The sequence below is a fragment of the Alteromonas sp. ABV2_168 genome (assembly GCF_056161165.1).
Genome location: NZ_JBSWYQ010000012.1, coordinates 163863 through 181744, shown reverse-complemented (window position 1 = coordinate 181744; position 17882 = coordinate 163863). Strand labels below are relative to the sequence as shown.

Below are 17882 nucleotides of genomic sequence, written 5' to 3'. Positions count from 1 at the left end.
GCTGCGCTCGCTAGGGACAAAAACACGTAGGCTCCCTGCGCTTCGCTTGGTATTGTAGCCTACGTATTTTTGCCCGTTATGCGGGTGTTAGGCGTCATTTACTTACAGCATTAAAAAGTAGGTTCAACCGTGACATTTCAGCACCAAGGTTGTTTCGCTAGGTTGTCTTTGCGATTAGCTTTGTCAGTTGTTCAAATGACTTTAGCAACGTGCTTTTCATCAACATCGCAACGCCAACATTCAACGCTACAAGTTGTCTAAACTAGCTCTTTTATCCAGCAATGTCGTTAACATCTGGCATTTCGCACAAGGTTGTTTTATCTTAAATTCAATAATTTAAATAAGTGGTCGTATCGGCTAGTGGTGGCAGCAAAGCTGCGTACTTATCTTTGTACGCCTAACAAAACGCTGTTGGCACTCCCTCCGGTCGCTGGGACGCTAACACGTGGGCTGGCTCGCTTCGCTCGGATTTTAGCCCACGTGCTAGCGCCCCAAAGCTTAGCGTTATGTGCTCAAGGATATAAAATGAATGCAAGGGAGTTTGTTAGCCTCTGGAAAGAAGAAATTAATTCTTCATTAAGTCAGTACCAGGACACAAATCAGGGGTCTTTAGTGCAAGCTTTGTATCAAAAGTTAAACCTAACACCTGAACAAGAGAAAACTTTCTGGAAAGCTGCGGAAGTAATGTTAAACGATACCGCATATACATTTCTTATGGCATTAGACGGCTGCGCTCAACTTGGCGGCAATCAACAAACATATAAAATCTTCGGAGAAGATGGGGACTTAATATCTGACTGTGGAGATATTGAAGCCGCAGCAGGAGATCTTTTTGAGTGACGCACATAACAACTCAATAAACTCACTCACTTCGTTCGCTGGGACGCATACACGCGGGGCGGCTTCGCCATTATGCCCCACGTGCCTGCGCCCGTTATTGAAAAGTTATGTACTCAAAGGAATTGAACCATGGTTTACAAGCTTGAACTGCCTATTAAGTTAATCAGTCTACTTGCACCATTTGTAGTTTTCTTATTTCCATCAGGCCCATTTAATTCTGAAAGCCCTTTAGCTCTTTTAGTATGCGCTTTTCCTTACTTAGTTATCTTTGCGTTTACCCATTTCGTCAAACAAAAAAGCCCTAAATTATTGATTGCCACCGCAACACTACTAGTACTTCTAGTACTTTCTAGCCTTTCAATGATTTTCGGAACAGGATCCGATCCTCAGTCATCTATCGGTCTGTTCTTCGTCTACATCGCACAAGTTTTGGCAGCGCTTCTATTTGTTAGTGTATTCTCAGTTATTCGTGCAATTAAAGGCAACGTACATAACAAACCGCTATAGTCGCTCGCAGGCTCGCTGGGACACAAACACGTGGGCTGTGTCGCTTCGCTCTGATTTTAGCCCACGTGTTTGTGCCCCTAAGCGGGGTGTTATGTGCCAAAGGTAATTTAGTATGTGTAGATGTTGTGAAAAGAACGTCCCAGTAGAGCGTCCTAGAATTTGCCCTGAGTGTAGACATGAATTTAAGGGAAATGGCTGGGATGGGATTGATGCTCACTGGAAATCAAAACACGAAGATGTAATGTCTTACAAAGAATTTTGGAATGGGCTTTGTAAAGCTCACAAGGTATAACTGTTTTAATGACTTAGGGCTAGGAACAACTGCGAATATTGACTTTGATGCCTCGCTCGGATTTGAACTATCTGTGAACGCTCCGAAAATTACACAGGTGCAAGATAAAAAGATGACGAGCAATAGTAAGGGGAACTTTATGAAAAACGTGAAAGGTGGAATCGTGGCGTTACTGGAGCTGCTGGTTGCAGATTCTCATCCGAGCGAGTGGCAAGAAGGAAAATATGGACAGATGTTCGCCTAGGAGCGCGCCTTGGGGGTTCAATTCCCCCGAGCTCCACCATTTTTTAGTACCGGCACATAACAATCACATTAAGTCGGTCGCAAGCTCCCTGGGACAGTAACACGTGGGCTCTGTCGCTTCGCTCGGATTTTAGCCCACGTATTACTGCCCCTTATGTGGGTGTTATACGCCTTAAGGGTTAAGCATATGAGTAATGAACAAAAAGCATTACAAGACATAAGGAATGCTGTTGGAACTGAAGTTGGTGAATACAGCGTCGACGAATTTATCAGTCATCATTTAGATGAACTCCCTTCAAGTTATTGGAAAGCCAAAACCGGAGTTGAAGTCCCAGAAATACACCAGATTATCGATTTATTAATTTTAAGGAATAAATGGGACGACGAAGAAGTTTACGATTTCACGCTCCCAGACGAAGTTACTGATTATGTTATTTCCGTCAAGTATGACGATAGTGGAGAGTTAGAAGACATCGATATGGAAAGTTAGTACGGCGTATAACAAAAAAATAAAGTCACTCGCTGGCGCTCGTTGGGACGCTAACACGCAGGGCCGCTTCGCTATTATGCCCTACGCGTTATCGCCCCTTATTTAAAAGTTAGCCCAACAAAAGGATTTATTATGCTTGAACTAATAATTGAAGGTCTTGACAAGTTATTTTCAGCGGGCTCTTCCTTATGGAAAGCTAGACGTGAACAAAGAGATGTTGCTCTTGATGCCATCTATATGGCTTGTACTGAAACAAAAATATATTTGACAGAATTTAGGCAGTCAGGGAATAGAAATAAAACAAAAGAAAAAGAACTTGCTCTACTATGGAAAAAGGCCTCGATTCCTGTAAGAAGCTTTGACCCGGAACTTGCAGACAAATGTTATTACAAAGGTGAGTATTGGATAAATCCTAAAGAGTGGCAAGGGGCTGATGAGGACCTAAAAATAAGCATAGATCGAGTAATCGAAGAAGCAAAGGATCTCAAAGTTTTAAGCGACGAAGAATATGAAATTCGTATCAGAATGTTGAAATCGTAAGGGCTAACAAAATGCTGTAGTCGCTCGCAGGCTCGCAGGCTCGCAGGCTCGCAGGCTCGCAGGCTCGCTGGGACGCAAACACATGGGCTGCGTCGCTTCGCTCCTAAGTTTTAGCCCATGTGTTTGCGTCCCTAAGCAGGGCGTTAGCTCTCAGGAAACATAAAGGAAGTTTCTAATGGATGTAGTATCAGCTGTTTTTGCTACTTATTTGGATGCTGTATCAAATTCTGTTCATGACAGGTTAACTGATCAGTTCAATACAGTAGAACAAGCGAAGGTTGTTAAATACGATGGATTCGAAATACCATACTCTTACCAAATTTGGAAAATCAAAGACAAATCAGTTTGCGAAACTTACTCGCATAACCTAAACGATAAGTCACTCTGCTCTCAAGCCGCCAAACGTATGTTCAGAGAAATGTGCCTGTATCTTCAAGAAAATCCGCAATCAGGCCCCAAATATGGAAAGACAAAAAACATGTATTGTAATGCGGCAACAAATTATAAGCCTCTTGTTGCAACAGTGTCTTTCGACGAAAAGTCACAAAATGACAAGGCTAAACAGGCATGCAGTGTTGCAATATTGAAGGTTATGGAAAACCCTTCAAAGAGTAACATTGCAGCGCGAAAAGAAGCTTGCTCTGAAAACGATTAGGTGTTGAGCTAACAATCACATTAAGTCGCTCGCAGGCTCGCTGGGACAGTAACACGTGGGCTCTGTCGCTTCGCTCGGATTTTAGCCCACGTATTACTGCCCCTTATGTGGGTGTTATATTCCAGTGATAGCGAAGTCTATTGCATCTATCAGCAGTTCTCTGGATTGCTCCAGCGAACCAATGCGGTCCTTGAGCACGTCTTCGGGTATAGAACTAAGCTGTTGTGCTAGAAATAAGTATGTTGTGCTTTCGAATTCTATTTCCGGCGTCAGCTTCTTCATGTAAAAACTGTTTTTAGAATTACTAGTTGTTAACGGTACAACCAGCCTTGTTGCCAATTGGTCAATTACAGAGTTTTGAACATCAACAAGAAAAGGGTAAACTTCGCTAGTTTTCTTGCTTGGGTTTCTGTAAACATCAAATTGCGCCATTAGAAGTTCCTGTACTCATCACCTATACAACCGTTCTCAGCAACAAACTCGTTGTATGCAGCTATGGCAGCTTTGTTTTCTTTTTTCCATTTTTCGGCTTCAATACTTTTTAGCTTGTCTCTAAGTGCTTGTTCTAAGGTCGCAGACAGGTTAACTTTTAAAATTCGAGCTTTTTGCAATAGGTCGCTATTTAAGCTTAGATTTGTCGCTTTCTTGGGGGCATGGACGTCATATAAATCTTGCATTTTATCACTCCAACTAATTTTACCACCAAGTATACGCATACAAATGCGCATTGCAAAGTATGGTTGAAATATAACAATCACATTAAGTCGGTCGCAAGCTCCCTGGGACAGTAACACGTGGGCTCTGTCGCTTCGCTCGGATTATAACCGGCATGTTTACACCCCTGAGTGAGGCGTTAGTTGCCTGCAGGAAATTTCTGCTTCTGGTGGAGAACCCTGAGAATGTGAATTATGTCATCTCTTACAAAGTACGATACAACCATTGATACTTCTGGAGTAATTAAAAGCCGTCCAGGAATTCCTTCTCTTTCACCGCCCATCAACGGTTGCTGTATCAAGTTTTCAACTTTAGTCACAATGATGGCGTCAGTTTTTTCCGCAGCCAATGGATTAAATTCGTATAGAAACTCGAAAATTACTTCTCGATCGTCCAATGAATCCTTTTCCCAAACGATCATTTTTGGGCTCTATTCCTAATTTTCATCATTCGCGCTTCCATGTCCAAGGAAGCTTCTTCATGAGTAACAAACTCACTTTTTCCACTATCTAATTTGCTAAGCGCGGCATTAACCTGTTCGGTAAGCCATTGGTCATGAGCCATAACTTTGCGTTGCTGTTCAGCTAGTTCTTCAGTAAGCTCTCTACAGGCATCACTTAAGGTACGCCCTTGGCTTTCAGCCATCAATTGAGCAAGGCGTTTCGTTTCTTCGTCGACTCTGAATTGTATGCGGGTATCCATTTTCAACTCCGTTTGGGTGTGTGTACAAACGTTAGCGCGAAAGTCGGGTTTACGACAACTAACAAGCGACACTAAGATGCTAGCAGGCTCGCTGGGACAGTAACACGTGGGCTCCCTGCGTTTCGCTTAATATTGTTGCCCAAGTGTTTTTTACCCGCATGCGGGTTTTAGCTGATTAGTCCATCCATTTATAAAGGAATATATATGCAAGATACCACTCTAAAATCGATTACAGCCACAGTTCAAAATGGTGTTGCAAAAGCTGATGGGAAATTTTGGATTACTGAAACTGATGTTCATTTTGCCCCATATAATAAAGATTTCGGGCCCGGGCCTCTCAAAATTGAAAGGAGCTTTATTTCAAAAGTGGAAAAGTGCTCTGGTAAAGGTGCGGGTATTCTTCCTATCACATCTGATGCAATCGAAGTTTCATTACATGATGGGAGTACATACCAATTCATACTGTCAAATCCTGACGAGTTAATTGTACTCCTGAGCCAATAATCAGCTAACAAGGCGCTCAAAACTATAACCGCAGGGGCGGTCGCCGCAACATAAACACGAGAGCTGAAAATGAATATGAAAACGGAATTTCAACATTGAAAGAGATAGTGATAGACGTATTGTTTGGGGGCTTAATGGTAATTCCTGTAGCGCTGTATTCCTCTGCGAACCTTGCCAACAGGGTCGTTACTTACTGTGACAAATCAATTGTCAAAAGCAAAAAACAATTACTGACTTTACCTGTATCGGTGTATCTCATTTATGAGCTTTCGTCGAAGGAGAACTGGGCTGCACAAGCGGGTTTAGTCGTTGCGTTTTTTCTGTTCTTCATGATTTACGCCGCTGCAATATCTCTGTTGATTCAGCGGGCGGGCGCAGAAACCAAACCGCTGTGACCGGCCATGTGCGCCCCCGTTTATTTAAAGAACAATCCGCTCACCAAGAATCACGGCCTCTTTGATCTCACCCGTAGCCACATGCTGAAGAACAAAGTTTGGCACTTCCCCGGGCATGATTGCGGGGGCATTTTGCCCGGTGTCTGACACCAGCACTGGCAGGGTTGTGTCGATATTGAGTAATGCCTTTTCATCGATAAAGTAACTGTAACCTTGTGACAGCAGGGCCCTGTAACTCTGATCGTTAAGCGTCAGAGGTGAGTGGACTGTGAAGGCTTTAGGCGGAAGGGCTGCCAGTCCTGTTGCGTCAATGTTTTCAAAGCCGTAAACCGTGCGCAAATCGCCGATGGCTTCTATGCGGCTTTTTCCGGATTTGCGGTCTGTCACTATGCTGATGTCAGCTACATAAGGCTTGTCATACCCCAGCGTCACGTCATGTATTTTTACGTCGCACAGGCCGTCCTCGCGGTTGTCCGGAATGCGGTAATAGGCTGCCAGCGAATATTGTGTGAACTGGTTGGTGAGCAGGCTTTCCAGCGCGGTTTGCAGTCCGATGACGTTCATCTTCCTTGCAATCTGCCGGTTGGGGTCGTTCATTGCTGCGCCGCTTTCTATCAGAATTGTGCTGGCGCCGGAAGCGGCGATATTGTCACCGAATGAGCGGAAGGAATAGGTGTCGTCATAGCGGCCTATGCACTGAGGAATAAAGTGTGAGAGTACACCGGCCATATGGGCGATAAGCTGTTTGGCACGAAGCCTCGGCCCGTCTACATGTTTATCTTCATGATATGCCGGGGCCAGAAATGCAATGGTTGCCGGGTTCGATGATACCCCGGTGGTGTAATAGGGGTTCTGATCATGCAGGTTAAAAGCAATATCCGGCGACAAGGTGGCTACCTGCTGTTGCAGGATCTGACCTTCAGGACTTTGCAGTGATCTGGCATCCCTGTTGATATCAATTCCCTGAGCATTAATCCGGGTGCGTCGCTGCGCGCCATCGGGATTAAGCATGGGAATGACGTGCAGGGTAACCTGAGATTGCCAGTTTGCCGGCAGCCCGTTTAACTGCCCGTTCAGTAAGATATGCAGCCAGTCGAGAACAGCGGCAGTGGCGGTAGCCTCATCGCCGTGCATTTGTGTCCAGGCCAGGATGACGCATTTTCCGGAGCCCAGCGTAAAGCGGGAAACCGGGCGACCCTCATAAGATTTACCTATCTGCGTCAGTGCAATACCGGATTGTTCCGCTATCTGGTTGATGACCGGCGAAATATCCTCTGCTGTCAGATGGGCTTTGTTCAGAGACGGCCAGTGCATTTCATCAAATTTTGCTGCTATGTCAGCAACTGGCAGATGAGGGTGTGCGGTCATGGTACGTCCTTATTTGTCGGTGAACTGAAGCATCTTACCCGTGGTCAGATTGATTCAGAGATAGGTATTATTTAATGGTATTTTGATATTCGCTTCAACTGGTTTATATTTGAATAATTAATTCTTTGAGACGAATGGCAACGTTCCTGATGCCCGTTTGTCGCCCTGTAATTCAAAGGTCAACAGACCCTGTTAAGAAGTGAAACTCCGGATGTCTGCATTTACTAAAATTAAGGCGATTAAACACGCGCTCTCTTCCAGTGAGTCTAAGCTGGCAACGTTTACTCTGGACTCGCCCAATGCGGTGCGGGACTTATCATCACAGGAACTGGCTAACGTCGTGGGTGTCAGTCAGTCCAGCGTGGTGAAGTTCGCTCAGAAGCTGGGTTACAAGGGGTATCCTGCGTTCAAGCTGGCGGTGATTGACTCGCTGAATAAAGAAACGCCGAATACGCAAATTCACGGCAAAATCACACTATCCGATGGCTTTGAGCAAATGGCGGATAAGCTGGTGGCGAGTAAAATCAGTGTGCTTAATGAAACCCGCAATCTGAATGAAATGCTGGCTTTTGAGCGTGCTGTCGAGCTGCTGAAGAATGCGAGAAGGGTAATGATTTGCGGGGTAGGTGGTTCGGCGCTGGTGAGCAAAGATTTTGCCTACAAACTGCAAAAGCTGGGGATCTCTGCTATTGCCGAAGCTGACGGACATGTTCAGCTTGCTCTTGCTGCCACGTTTGGTGAAAACGACGTGGTCGTGGCAATCAGTGAATCCGGCACGACCAGCGAAGTGGCCAATGTGGTTACTGAAGCAAAACGCAATCACACCCCGGTTATTTCCATCACAAAATACGGACAGAACACCATTGCCGATCAGGCAGAAGTAAAACTGTATTCGGTGGCAGAAGAAGCCTCGTTACGACTGGCGTCGATTCTTGCCCGTACTGCGCAGGAACTGATCATCGATATGTTATTTATTGCACTTACCCAGGCTTCACGTCAGGGACGAAAGCTGCTGGAGAAAACTAACGAAGCGGTGTCTGAATTTAAAAAGCAGCAGCACTGAGCGCTTTAAATTATTCTTCAGGATAGAGCAGATACGGACGTCTTTGTTGCTTAAACTCTGCTAACGCTGGTTGCCACATTGCCCTGATCTCCTGCTCAGAAAGGCCACTTTCAATGGCTTTTCTTAATGCGTCAGTACCGGCCAGTTTATCGAAGAAATCCGGCCGGTCGATAAAGGTTTCGTCCTGTTGTTCAAACTGCTTTTTCGCCTCCAGGAGCAAAGCAATATCAAACCCCTCCGTATCAGAAGAACGTAAGTCCAGCCCATTCAGTGTTTTGCCTTCCAGTTTCGGGTGAGGCGCGCTTTTGGGCAGGCTTTGCGGCGTGAAAGTAAATGTACCCAGCACCACCCGGTCATGTCCGGCAACCTGAAACGGAAAAGGTGTTCCGCGGCCGATACTGACAGTTGTAGCTTCAAATAAACACAGTGAGGGATACAACCGGATTGCCGTATCGTTTGGCAAATTCGGGCTGGGAGGTACAGCCAGGTGCCATGGCATGGACTTCCGGTAGTCTTTAACGGGTATGACGTGCAAATCAAGTGACTCAGCCTGCTCAATCCAGGCTTCCCCTTTGATCATCAGTGCCAGTTCGCCTGTGGTCATACCGTGCAAAAGCGGGATAGGATCCATACCTACAAAAGAGGTAAAGGCAGCTTCCCGCACAGGGCCATCCACAAATTTGCCGTTCGGGTTGGGCCTGTCGAGTACGATGACCGTTTTGCCTGTTTCAGCAGCGGCTTCCATGACCAGATGTAACGTACTGATATACGTATAGAAACGTGCGCCTACATCCTGAATGTCGAAAATCAGCACATCCACATTTTCGAGCATGGTGGCCGTGGGCTTTTTGGTGCTGCCGTATAAGGATAAAATGGGCAGGCCGGTTCGTGTGTCCACGCCGTCGCTGATGGTTTCGCCGGCGCCGGCATCACCACGAAATCCATGTTCCGGCGCCATAACTTTGGTGATGTTTATGCCACGGGACAGCAGGTCGTCTACCAGGTGCTGACCTTTGGAAACCGACGTCTGGTTAACGACCAGCGCAACCTGTTTGTCTTTCAGTAATCCGAGGAAAGCGTCGGGTTGCTCAGCCCCTGTAGTCACCGCCAGTGCCTTTACAGAGATGAGACACAGCAGAAAAAGAACTTTCTTCATTGTTGCTCAACAGCGCGGCGTAAAAAGCCATTATGATCTGACAACATGGACTCTGCGCTGGCGGCATCGTTACCGGTGAGGATCATCATGATCGCCACTTTGGCTTTATGGCCGGCGGCATCGAGTGCAGCTGATGCCTCTTCCCCGGAGCAGTCTGTAGCCTGCATCACTATGCGGATAGCGCGGGCTTTTAATTTTTCATTGGTGGCGTTAACGTCGACCATCAGGTTCTGATAGGTTTTACCCAGGCGAATCATGCTGGCAGTGCTCAGCATATTCAGCACCAGCTTTTGTGCAGTACCGGATTTCATCCGCGTGGAGCCGGTGAGGCATTCTGCACCAACCACCGGGCAAATCGCAATTTGTGCGGTGGTCAGCACCGGCGCGCCCGGGCTGCAGGCGATACCTGCGGTGACCGCGCCCAGTTCATTTGCATATTCCAGTGCACTGACCACATACGGAGTCCGTCCGCTGGCAGACAAACCTACCAGTACATCCTTTTCACAAAGGTTCACGGCCTGTACGTCTTTGATACCCTGAGCGCTGTTGTCTTCTGCGCCCTCTACAGCATGCTGTATAGCTGTTTCGCCACCGGCAATAATGCCCATCACCAGTGTATCGGGCACGCTGAAGGTCGGGCGACACTCTACAGCATCAAGAATACCCAGACGGCCGCTGGTACCGGCACCGATGTAAATTAACCGTCCGCCCTGTTGCAGTTTTTCCACTATGGCATCCACTGCCCGGGCAATTTGGGGTATTTCAGTTGCCACTGCTGCGGCTACTTTGGCATCTTCCTGATTGATTTTATGCAGGATGGATTCCGTCGACAGCAAATCGATATCCATCGTGGCGGGATTTCTGCCCTCTGACACAATTTTATTTAACTGTGCCAGTAAGTCTGACGTCCCGGTGATTGTTTTTGCCTGCATAATTTGCCTTAGTTCTGTTGCTCTACTTTATTGCTTTGGATTGTTTTGTTGTTATTTTTAACGGCAGCGTTCTGTTACTGAACCGGTTCCGGTTGCTGTATATCTTTATTATAGCCTGCGGGTGTATTACCCATAGCACAAATAAGCGTGGATATGAGCGTGCCGGCGACCAGTTGCCATGTGAACCCGAGTTCAAACTGCAGGCGGGCCGGCAAAATACTCTCAATAATATAGGGTTGCATGGACAAGGGTACCAGAAAACCGGTGATCAACGCTGCTATCACCGAACGACGGCTTCCACGGCGGGAAAATAGCGTGACGAAATAAACGCCAAGTAAACCACTGTACGAGAAAACCATGACGCCAAGTGCAAATTGCAGCAGCGGCATGTCGGTATGTTGTTGCCAGTAATAGCACAGACACGCCATAAATCCTAATGACAATGCCATTAATAACATGGCGAAGCGTCCTGCTTTGACAAAGTGAGCATCGTTCTTTTGTGTATTCCGGCGGGCCAGCCAGGGGCGGTACATGTCCTGGATCAGAACACTGGACATGGAGTTCAGGCCGGAATTTAATGTAGACAGTGCGGCAGCCAGAATACCCACGGTGACCAGGCCGCGAACACCATCAGGAATTTCGCTGAGCACGTAGTACATGAATATGGTGACCGGTTCACCGGCAAATACCGGAACGGGGTTTTCACCACTGCCACCGGCCATTAAATCGGGACGTTGATAGTAAACAAACAGCAATAAACCGATGATTAAAAACAGGCACATCACCGGAATCACCATCACCACCGAAAGCAGCATAGCTTTGCTGCCTTCTTTGGCACTTTTGCAGGTCAGCACCCGTTGCGTCATATCCTGGTCGAGGCCAAAAGCGGCGATGTTCAGAAGCACAAATCCGGTAAAAACAGATAACAAACTGAAAACGCCGCTGTTAGTGAAATCAAGCCGTGTATCGAACAACCTTAATTTTGAAGGCGTATCCGGCGCAGGATGCTGAAGGGCGTTAACGATATCGGCCAGAGAAGCCGGAATTGCATTTATCAGTGCGATAATCACGGCTACCGCGGCACAGATATACACCGCAGCCTGTAACACGTCAGAATAGATAACTGTGCGGATCCCGCCATAAACCGTATACACAAGCCCTGCGACTGTAATAATGACGGTGGCAAGAATGACGCTGGATGCATCAATGTTGCCGAACAGAATCATGGCGACAGCCAGTGCTGCCATATACAGCCTTGCGCCACTGGCGAACACGCGGCCGGAAAGGTACATGGCACCGGCCAGTTGTTTGGCCTGTTCACCAAAGCGCTGTTCCAGCAGTTCGTATACCGTGTAGACATTGTGTTTATAAAACCGCGGGATAAGAAAAGCGGCAACAAAGAAAGCAGCGATGAATGCGCCGATGTTGGTTGACAGGTAGGTCAGATCGCCCCGGTAACCCTGATCAGGGCCTCCCAGAAACGTGGCTGCAGACTGGGACGTTGCCAGTACAGAAATCGCCACAACCCAGACCGGCATGCTGTTTCCACCCAGGAAGTAATCTTTGGCTGAGCGGCTGGAGCGGTTAAACAGCCAGCCACTGGCGATAAGAAGCAAACCGTAAGCGGCGAAAACCAGTAAGTCTGCTAACGCGTAATGCTCTAACATGCTGCCCTGTTACATTATTTTAATTCAATTGAAATCCCAGAATAGATTATTCCAATTAATTTGTATAGCTGGAATTATCCCGTCGTTGTAAGATAGCTTTCAGCGCAAATTTTAGATCAGGAGCCCCGCCGTTGAGCAGACAAACCCAGGCTGTTATCCACGCCGACGCACTATTGCATAATTTCCGTGTACTTTCCTCTCTGGCCGGTGAAGGACAGAATATGGCGGTGGTGAAAGCTGATGCCTACGGACACGGGGCAGTCAATGTGGCGCGGATATTACGTAAAGTCTCTCCTGCGTTTGCGGTTGCTATTATAGAAGAAGCGCTGGCGTTACGGGAAGGCGGCATTCAGGCTCCTGTGGTTATCCTTGAGGGCCCTCACCAGGCGACTGAATGCACTGTGGCTGCGCGGGAAAATTGCATTGTGGTTGTTCACAGCGAAGAGCAACTTCGCTGGTTAAAAGCGTGCCCTTCTGATCGTCGTCCCGCGATATGGTTAAAAGTGGATTCGGGCATGCACCGTCTCGGGTTTGCCTGTGATGAAGTATTACCCATGGTGGCGAAATACCGGGATATGTTAACTGACGATACCGTGCTGGTTACGCATCTGGCATGCGGTGATGAAACGGGCAGTCAGTCGGTACAAAAGCAGCTGGATGTCTTTGAGCAGGTTCGGGCAGCTACCGGATTTGCAGTCAGCATTGCCAATTCTCCGGGAACTGTGGGCTGGCCGCAAGCGCGGGGAAACTGGAACCGCACCGGTATTGCCATGTACGGCGCTGAGCCTCTGGACACACCTTGCGGGCTGGATCTGCAACCGGTGATGACGCTTCAGGCAAGTATTATTGCTCTGCGTACTATAGAAGCCGGTGAAACAGTGGGGTACGGCGATACCTGGCAAGCGAAGCGCCGTTCTTTGATTGCCACTGCGGGTATCGGCTATGCCGACGGGTATCCCAGACAATGTCCCAACGGTACACCGGTGATGGTTAACGGACACCGTGCGGCACTGGCGGGCAGAGTGTCGATGGATATGATTACCATTGATGTGACTGATATTCCGGCTCCGGCGCCCGGTGACCGGGTAGAACTGTGGGGGCATCAACTGTCCGTGGATGAGGTGGCCCATCACGCCGGGACAATTTCTTACGATCTTGTCACCCGCTTATCCCAGCGGGTGCCCCGCATTGTTAAACACGTCTAGTGAATACCCGCCAGCGTCACTCAGGCGCCGGCAATCACTGACAATACCTTGCCCACGGCCAATCCTCCTGCGGTACCAACGATGTACCCCAGCATTGCCATAAACACGCCAACCGGGATGAGCGCTTTTGAGTATGAGGCCGCTAGGACAGGGGCTGAGGCAACACCACCAATATTCGCCAGTGACGCCAGGCCGCAGGTAAACAAATCCAGCCGGAAGAGTTTCGCTGCAATAACCATAATCACCCCGTGAATCAGTAAGATACAACCGCCGGCCAGTATATACACCGGCGCTTCCAGCAATTCTGAAAAACTGGCTCTGGATGCAATAAGCGCAATAATCAGGTTCAGCAGTACGGTAGCCACCACATCTGCACCGCCCACGCGGCGAAGGGGAGTGACAGCACCGGCGATCCCGGCCAGGGTGACCAGTGCGACAGTCCAGGCGGTAGTAGAAAAATAAGCAGAGGCCGGCAACATCGCCGCGAGCCACTGGGACAGTGATGAGACAATGCAGGATAAGGCCAGCAGCATCAGCACATTGCCGCCTGACACCTGAGTCTGGTTCGCCTTCGATTCTGCCAGCCTTGCACCCACATCATTCAGCGCACGGCTGTCGGCTTTTACCCAGCGGTTGAAATGAGCTGCATAGGGCACCAGTGCCAGTAATGCCATTACCCATATGGCATAATCAATGGAGTCAATCAGCAAGGTGTATCCCATAGCGGAGTCGGGCACATCCAGCGCCAGTTGTATGGCTGCGAGGTTACCTGTTCCCCCCATCCAGCTGCCGCACAACGCGGCGAAGGTTTTCCATGCGTTATCTGCCAGCCCGTGCTGAAACAGAGCAAACGTAACAATGAAGCCGGCGGCAATACTGAGACTGGCAAGCAGAAAGGCGAAAATCATCCGCCAGCCCAGCCGCTTAATCTGGCGCAGATCAGCTTCCAGCAACATCAGGAAGATCATCGCGGGCAGCAGGTTGTTCCTGAGCATTTTATAAGTATCATTGATGGCAGCGGTTTTTTCCCATAACCCGGCACTGGCACACACCATTACCACAAAGTACAGCAGCACAATGGCGGGCAGATACCGGAAAACACGCCACTTTCTGATGGCTTCAAGATAATAAAGCACGCCGGCGATAGCGAGCAGGGCACTGACGTATCCGAATGCGCCGGTGATCATAAAGAACCGGCTTTTGTTACCCGGCGATAATTTAAGCGGGTTGAACACATTGCGCTTGTGTTTGCCTCTGTTTGGCCGCAATATACTGTTGATATCGCAAGCAGGTAGTGATTCCACATTTTCATTTCCATCTTCCGGACTGCTTTTTTATTCTAATTATCTCCATTCTTTAGAATAAAGTATTTAAGATTCGTTGCAAGTTCTGTCTATTCCTTCCTGCGGGTTGCGGTGTCAGCAAGGTTAGCCGAAAGGATTACGGCCAGGTTTGTTATCACATCCTATAGTTTATTTTCGATACATGCCGGATGCCTTGCTGGAGAAGGAGTCTGTTTCTGACCAATTAAGAGGTAAGTTATGAGAACAGGTTATAGTAGAGCGAGAGTGAACAGAGGTGCGTATTCACGTCCCGTTAATCAACAAGGATCTGCGCCAAAGGCGACGCCGCCTAAAGCGAAATGACACAAAGCCCGGCTCAGTTGCCGGGCTTTTTCGTTGTGGAGTCTCTGATTACCAATTCCGGGCAATAGGAGATATTGTCCGTTTCTTCAAATACCGGCTTAGCGTGTCGTTTGCTTTGTGAAATGGTGTCGATGAGCAAGCCGGCGGCCTTACGGGCTATGGCCACGGTATCCTGTTCTGCAGTTGTTATGGCCGGAGAAGTTTGCCGCGAAAAGGGACTGTTTTCAAAACCTGCTATCGCCATGTCCTGAGGGACCTGAATATTATTCAGTCTTGCTTCCAGTAAAGCGCCGGCGGCGAGTTCATCATTACAGGCAAACACCGCTGTCGGCGGGTTCGCCAGTGCGAGAAACTGCTTCATAGCCGATACACCACTTTCGAAATTGTACTCGCCGTCTATTCTAAGTTCTGCACTGGTATCCAGGCGATAACTTTCCAGTGCATCCAGATAACCCCGTTCCCGTTCCAGTGTGGAGCGGTGATTTCTGTTGCCTGAGATAAAGCCAATGCGTTTGTGGCCCTGGCGGATCAGGTGATTCACGATATCGCAGGCAGCCTGAAAATCATCAATACACAGCCATTTCCCCTGAATGCCGAAAGGGGCTACGCCTGAAACAATACCCACAAACGGCAATCCGGAATGAACTATCTGATTAAGTAATTCCGGCATTTCGGATAATGGCGGAGACAATATCAGGCCAGCCAGGTTCGAGCGGCTTGCCATTTGAAGAATATCGCTGACGACATCCTCATTTGAGGTTTCGCAAGGATGGATCAGCAGGTCGTAATCATTGTTTCTGCATTCTCTTAACAAGCCCTTCTGCATATCAATAACGTAATAAGCGTTCGGATTGTCATAGACGTAGGCTATAGAATAGGACTTATCACTGGCGAGGTTTCTTGCAGCCGGATTGGGGCGGTAATCCAGCTGCCTGATAGCAGCCTGCACTTTTTCAACGGTTTCTTCGCTCACGTTGGGCTCTTTGTTCACAACCCGTGAAACGGTTTTAAAGGATACGCCTGCGAGTTCTGCGACATCCTTGATCGTTGTTTTCAATCAGAAAATCCTGTCAGTCCGTTGGACATAAACCCCATCATGCCACAAAAAATACATTTATATTGTTCTGTAACGAAATTTAATTTATTCATGGGATTTGAAACAACAAGTACAAGTTAGTATTTTCTTTTAACTGAGGTGCACATTGTTATTCCGGCAGGTATGCAGTACCTTCCTGAGCATTAGCCGTGAGAATAAAAGAAAAAATGAATAACCAGCAGTATATTGCCGGAGTCGATGGCGGCGGCACTAAGTGTAAGGCCGTTGTGTTTGATGAAAACGGTGAACCGGCAGGTGAGGGAATAAGCGGTCCTGCTAATGTGGCCAGGATTGGCAAAGAAGCCCTGCCGGCCATTATCCGGTCGGTTTTACTGGCCCTGCAAAACGCAGGCGTTGCGATTAATGAGAATGACGCTGCTGTGCTCGCAAAGTGCCATGTGAGTGCGGGGCTGGCCGGTGCAACGGTGAAAGAAGCCGCAGAACTGCTCAGTCAATGGCAGCATCCTTTTGCATCATTTCGTTTCACCAGTGATTTGCATACTGCGCTGGTTGGGGCGCATGGTGGTAAGAACGGGGCTGTTCTGGTTGCCGGTACCGGCTCCTGCGCAGCCGCACTGTGTGGCAATGCCTGTATTCAGTATGGTGGCCACGGTTTTAATATCGGTGATAAGGGCAGTGGTGCATGGTTTGGCCGTGAAGCGGTGCGGCATACGCTGGAAGCGCTGGATGGTGTGTTGCCGGCCTCACAGCTGTCTGAAACGGTCTGTGCACATTTCAGCGCAGGCACCCCCCGGGAATTCGTGAACAAACTTAATTATGCGCAACCGGCTGAGTTTGCCGGCGCCGCCGGACTTGTGTTTGACTGTGCGGCAAAGGGCGATGTGTATGCTTCAGATATTGTTCGCTCCGGCACGGACTATTTATCATCAATAGCCCGTATTGCCATGGAAAAAAGTCAGGGAAAACTGGTACTGGCCGGCGGACTTGCCGGTACTGTAAGACCATTCCTGCCCGAAGATATCCGGACGAAGATCATTGAAGCTAAGTATGGCCCTGAGTGGGGGGCGGTGCACGTCCGCCCGGACTAACTGGCTTCGCCGGCACCCGGCAGTTTATCATCCTGTTTGGATAATGACGGCAGAGTATATCTTTCCGGCCGGTGATTTAAGGACAGCACCATGTTCAGACAGAACGCTGCCAGCACCGACATCAGTACCAGACGCCAGTCGAGTACCAGCAGTGAAGACAGCAAAATAACGGTGTCTACTGACAGCTGAAAAGTACCGGCACGGATGGAGAAACGTTGCTGAAGATAGAACGCCAGAATACCAAGACCGCCCAGACTTGAGGTATGACGGAACATGATCAGCATGCCCACGCCAATGAGGATCCCGCCGAATATTGCAGTGAAAACCGGATTAGCACTGCTGACATCCACAAAGCGGGGAATAAGATCAGTAAGTACTGAGACGGTAGACACGGAGATAAACGTGTTTATGGTGAAGCGTTTGCTGATACGGGTCCACGCAAGGGCATAAAACGGCACGTTGATCAGGAAAAACAGCACCCCGAAGTCTACAGGTAATGCATAAGTTCCCAGCAGCGCAAGCCCTGCAGCACCGCCGACCATCAGGTTCTGCGACTGAAATAAATATACACCAAAGGCAATGAACAGCCCTGCACTGACTAAAGCAAAAATGTCTTCAACCACACTGTGTTTTGGTTTTTGCATGTGAAAGCCCTCCGTTTTTGAAGAGCGCGTATTATACGGAGGGGGAAAAGGGAAGTAAGAGTTTGTTTGTTATTTGTACAGTCCGGTGGGTGCGGTGCTGGTGCGCAATCTTTACGACTTTTAGCATTTATGTGAATGCAATGTTACCAGCGCGTGTTTAGTCATACCAGCCAG

21 protein-coding genes and 1 pseudogene are annotated in these 17882 nt (G+C 48.4%); 11 read left to right on the top strand and 11 right to left on the bottom strand.

Features of this window, described 5'->3' with window-relative positions:
- Window positions 1-525: 525 nt before the first annotated feature.
- From ACXAH4_RS17505 to ACXAH4_RS17480, 6 genes and pseudogenes are all read left to right on the top strand, one after another.
- Entirely contained in the window at window positions 526-840 is a 315-nt protein-coding gene (locus ACXAH4_RS17505) for a hypothetical protein (RefSeq protein WP_474848126.1), read from the top strand.
- Between the two features lie 129 nt (window positions 841-969).
- A complete protein-coding gene (locus ACXAH4_RS17500; RefSeq protein ID WP_474848130.1) occupies window positions 970-1347 on the top strand; it encodes a hypothetical protein in 378 nt (125 codons plus the stop codon).
- 466 nt (window positions 1348-1813) lie between these two features.
- Window positions 1814-1922 (top strand): annotated as a pseudogene (locus tag ACXAH4_RS17495).
- Window positions 1923-2069: 147 nt separating this feature from the next.
- Window positions 2070-2372, top strand: coding sequence for a hypothetical protein (locus tag ACXAH4_RS17490; protein WP_474882794.1), 303 nt, complete (start codon window positions 2070-2072; stop codon window positions 2370-2372).
- Window positions 2373-2504: 132 nt separating this feature from the next.
- Entirely contained in the window at window positions 2505-2912 is a 408-nt protein-coding gene (locus ACXAH4_RS17485; protein ID WP_474848123.1) for a hypothetical protein, read from the top strand.
- A 175-nt stretch (window positions 2913-3087) separates the two neighbouring features.
- Window positions 3088-3567 (top strand): hypothetical protein, encoded by a 480-nt coding sequence (locus ACXAH4_RS17480; protein ID WP_474848121.1) that lies wholly within the window; start codon window positions 3088-3090, stop codon window positions 3565-3567.
- 114 nt (window positions 3568-3681) lie between these two features.
- Here ACXAH4_RS17480 and ACXAH4_RS17475 read toward each other — a convergent pair whose 3' ends face one another.
- The 4 genes from ACXAH4_RS17475 to ACXAH4_RS17460 all read right to left on the bottom strand — a co-directional run bounded on the left by ACXAH4_RS17475 (window position 3682) and on the right by ACXAH4_RS17460 (window position 4983).
- Window positions 3682-3999, bottom strand: coding sequence for a CcdB family protein (locus ACXAH4_RS17475; protein ID WP_474852836.1), 318 nt, complete (start codon window positions 3997-3999; stop codon window positions 3682-3684).
- Window positions 3999-4283 carry a type II toxin-antitoxin system CcdA family antitoxin gene (locus ACXAH4_RS17470; RefSeq protein WP_474820669.1) on the bottom strand — a complete coding sequence of 95 codons (285 nt, stop codon included), beginning with the start codon at window positions 4281-4283 and terminating at the stop codon, window positions 3999-4001. Before ACXAH4_RS17470 ends, ACXAH4_RS17475 begins: the two co-directional genes overlap by 1 nt.
- A 137-nt stretch (window positions 4284-4420) precedes the next feature.
- Window positions 4421-4702, bottom strand: coding sequence for a type II toxin-antitoxin system RelE/ParE family toxin (locus ACXAH4_RS17465; RefSeq protein WP_474846297.1), 282 nt, complete (start codon window positions 4700-4702; stop codon window positions 4421-4423).
- Window positions 4699-4983, bottom strand: coding sequence for a type II toxin-antitoxin system TacA family antitoxin (locus tag ACXAH4_RS17460; protein ID WP_474846295.1), 285 nt, complete (start codon window positions 4981-4983; stop codon window positions 4699-4701). The genes ACXAH4_RS17465 and ACXAH4_RS17460 overlap by 4 nt, the downstream gene beginning before the upstream one ends.
- Window positions 4984-5187: 204 nt before the next feature.
- On the opposite strand from ACXAH4_RS17460, the gene ACXAH4_RS17455 reads away from it, so the two are divergent.
- The gene (locus ACXAH4_RS17455; RefSeq protein ID WP_119502662.1) at window positions 5188-5487 is read left to right on the top strand and encodes a hypothetical protein; all 300 of its coding nucleotides are present in this window, start codon (window positions 5188-5190) and stop codon (window positions 5485-5487) included.
- A 134-nt stretch (window positions 5488-5621) separates the two neighbouring features.
- Window positions 5622-5882, top strand: a complete 261-nt coding sequence (locus ACXAH4_RS17450; protein WP_474882793.1) for a hypothetical protein — start codon at window positions 5622-5624, stop codon at window positions 5880-5882.
- 24 nt (window positions 5883-5906) lie between these two features.
- On the opposite strand, the gene ACXAH4_RS17445 is transcribed toward ACXAH4_RS17450, so the two are convergent.
- Complete coding sequence (locus ACXAH4_RS17445; protein ID WP_474852839.1) at window positions 5907-7250, bottom strand: M14 family zinc carboxypeptidase; 1344 nt, start codon at window positions 7248-7250, stop codon at window positions 5907-5909.
- A 211-nt stretch (window positions 7251-7461) separates the two neighbouring features.
- On the opposite strand from ACXAH4_RS17445, the gene ACXAH4_RS17440 reads away from it, so the two are divergent.
- Window positions 7462-8313 carry a MurR/RpiR family transcriptional regulator gene (locus tag ACXAH4_RS17440; protein ID WP_119502659.1) on the top strand — a complete coding sequence of 284 codons (852 nt, stop codon included), beginning with the start codon at window positions 7462-7464 and terminating at the stop codon, window positions 8311-8313.
- A gap of 10 nt (window positions 8314-8323) precedes the next feature.
- Here the strand turns inward: ACXAH4_RS17440 and ACXAH4_RS17435 are convergent, their stop codons facing one another.
- The 3 genes from ACXAH4_RS17435 to ACXAH4_RS17425 form a co-directional block, all read right to left on the bottom strand.
- Window positions 8324-9469 carry an exo-beta-N-acetylmuramidase NamZ family protein gene (locus ACXAH4_RS17435; protein ID WP_474852841.1) on the bottom strand — a complete coding sequence of 382 codons (1146 nt, stop codon included), beginning with the start codon at window positions 9467-9469 and terminating at the stop codon, window positions 8324-8326.
- Entirely contained in the window at window positions 9466-10401 is a 936-nt protein-coding gene (gene murQ, locus ACXAH4_RS17430) for an N-acetylmuramic acid 6-phosphate etherase (protein WP_474846283.1), read from the bottom strand. The genes ACXAH4_RS17435 and murQ overlap by 4 nt, the downstream gene beginning before the upstream one ends.
- A gap of 74 nt (window positions 10402-10475) precedes the next feature.
- Window positions 10476-12068 (bottom strand): sodium:solute symporter, encoded by a 1593-nt coding sequence (locus tag ACXAH4_RS17425; protein ID WP_474882792.1) that lies wholly within the window; start codon window positions 12066-12068, stop codon window positions 10476-10478.
- Between the two features lie 131 nt (window positions 12069-12199).
- Between ACXAH4_RS17425 and alr the strand changes: the two genes are divergently transcribed.
- On the top strand, window positions 12200-13273 hold the full coding sequence (gene alr / locus ACXAH4_RS17420; protein WP_474882791.1) for an alanine racemase: 1074 nt from the start codon (window positions 12200-12202) through the stop codon (window positions 13271-13273).
- A 20-nt stretch (window positions 13274-13293) separates the two neighbouring features.
- On the opposite strand, the gene ACXAH4_RS17415 is transcribed toward alr, so the two are convergent.
- Together ACXAH4_RS17415 and ACXAH4_RS17410 are read right to left on the bottom strand one after the other, a co-directional pair.
- Entirely contained in the window at window positions 13294-14577 is a 1284-nt protein-coding gene (locus ACXAH4_RS17415; RefSeq protein WP_474846277.1) for a DUF819 family protein, read from the bottom strand.
- Window positions 14578-14932: 355 nt separating this feature from the next.
- Entirely contained in the window at window positions 14933-15976 is a 1044-nt protein-coding gene (locus ACXAH4_RS17410; RefSeq protein WP_474882789.1) for a LacI family DNA-binding transcriptional regulator, read from the bottom strand.
- Between the two features lie 188 nt (window positions 15977-16164).
- On the opposite strand from ACXAH4_RS17410, the gene ACXAH4_RS17405 reads away from it, so the two are divergent.
- Window positions 16165-17064 (top strand): glucosamine kinase nucleotide-binding domain-containing protein, encoded by a 900-nt coding sequence (locus ACXAH4_RS17405; protein ID WP_474882787.1) that lies wholly within the window; start codon window positions 16165-16167, stop codon window positions 17062-17064.
- On the opposite strand, the gene ACXAH4_RS17400 is transcribed toward ACXAH4_RS17405, so the two are convergent.
- Window positions 17061-17708, bottom strand: coding sequence for a YitT family protein (locus tag ACXAH4_RS17400; protein WP_474882784.1), 648 nt, complete (start codon window positions 17706-17708; stop codon window positions 17061-17063). The genes ACXAH4_RS17405 and ACXAH4_RS17400 overlap by 4 nt on opposite strands.
- Window positions 17709-17882: the final 174 nt, after the last annotated feature.

Excerpts from the sequence above, each read along its gene's own strand:
- ACXAH4_RS17505 (WP_474848126.1), top strand. The coding sequence starts at position 526 with ATGAATGCAAGGGAGTTTGTTAGCCTCTGGAAAGAAGAAATTAATTCT.
- ACXAH4_RS17500 (WP_474848130.1), top strand. The coding sequence starts at position 970 with ATGGTTTACAAGCTTGAACTGCCTATTAAGTTAATCAGTCTACTTGCA.
- ACXAH4_RS17490 (WP_474882794.1), top strand. The coding sequence starts at position 2,070 with ATGAGTAATGAACAAAAAGCATTACAAGACATAAGGAATGCTGTTGGA.
- ACXAH4_RS17485 (WP_474848123.1), top strand. The coding sequence starts at position 2,505 with ATGCTTGAACTAATAATTGAAGGTCTTGACAAGTTATTTTCAGCGGGC.
- ACXAH4_RS17480 (WP_474848121.1), top strand. The coding sequence starts at position 3,088 with ATGGATGTAGTATCAGCTGTTTTTGCTACTTATTTGGATGCTGTATCA.
- ACXAH4_RS17475 (WP_474852836.1), bottom strand. The coding sequence starts at position 3,999 with ATGGCGCAATTTGATGTTTACAGAAACCCAAGCAAGAAAACTAGCGAA.
- ACXAH4_RS17470 (WP_474820669.1), bottom strand. The coding sequence starts at position 4,283 with ATGCGTATACTTGGTGGTAAAATTAGTTGGAGTGATAAAATGCAAGAT.
- ACXAH4_RS17465 (WP_474846297.1), bottom strand. The coding sequence starts at position 4,702 with ATGATCGTTTGGGAAAAGGATTCATTGGACGATCGAGAAGTAATTTTC.
- ACXAH4_RS17460 (WP_474846295.1), bottom strand. The coding sequence starts at position 4,983 with ATGGATACCCGCATACAATTCAGAGTCGACGAAGAAACGAAACGCCTT.
- ACXAH4_RS17455 (WP_119502662.1), top strand. The coding sequence starts at position 5,188 with ATGCAAGATACCACTCTAAAATCGATTACAGCCACAGTTCAAAATGGT.
- ACXAH4_RS17450 (WP_474882793.1), top strand. The coding sequence starts at position 5,622 with ATGGTAATTCCTGTAGCGCTGTATTCCTCTGCGAACCTTGCCAACAGG.
- ACXAH4_RS17445 (WP_474852839.1), bottom strand. The coding sequence starts at position 7,250 with ATGACCGCACACCCTCATCTGCCAGTTGCTGACATAGCAGCAAAATTT.
- ACXAH4_RS17440 (WP_119502659.1), top strand. The coding sequence starts at position 7,462 with ATGTCTGCATTTACTAAAATTAAGGCGATTAAACACGCGCTCTCTTCC.
- ACXAH4_RS17435 (WP_474852841.1), bottom strand. The coding sequence starts at position 9,469 with ATGAAGAAAGTTCTTTTTCTGCTGTGTCTCATCTCTGTAAAGGCACTG.
- murQ (WP_474846283.1), bottom strand. The coding sequence starts at position 10,401 with ATGCAGGCAAAAACAATCACCGGGACGTCAGACTTACTGGCACAGTTA.
- ACXAH4_RS17425 (WP_474882792.1), bottom strand. The coding sequence starts at position 12,068 with ATGTTAGAGCATTACGCGTTAGCAGACTTACTGGTTTTCGCCGCTTAC.
- ACXAH4_RS17400 (WP_474882784.1), bottom strand. The coding sequence starts at position 17,708 with ATGCAAAAACCAAAACACAGTGTGGTTGAAGACATTTTTGCTTTAGTC.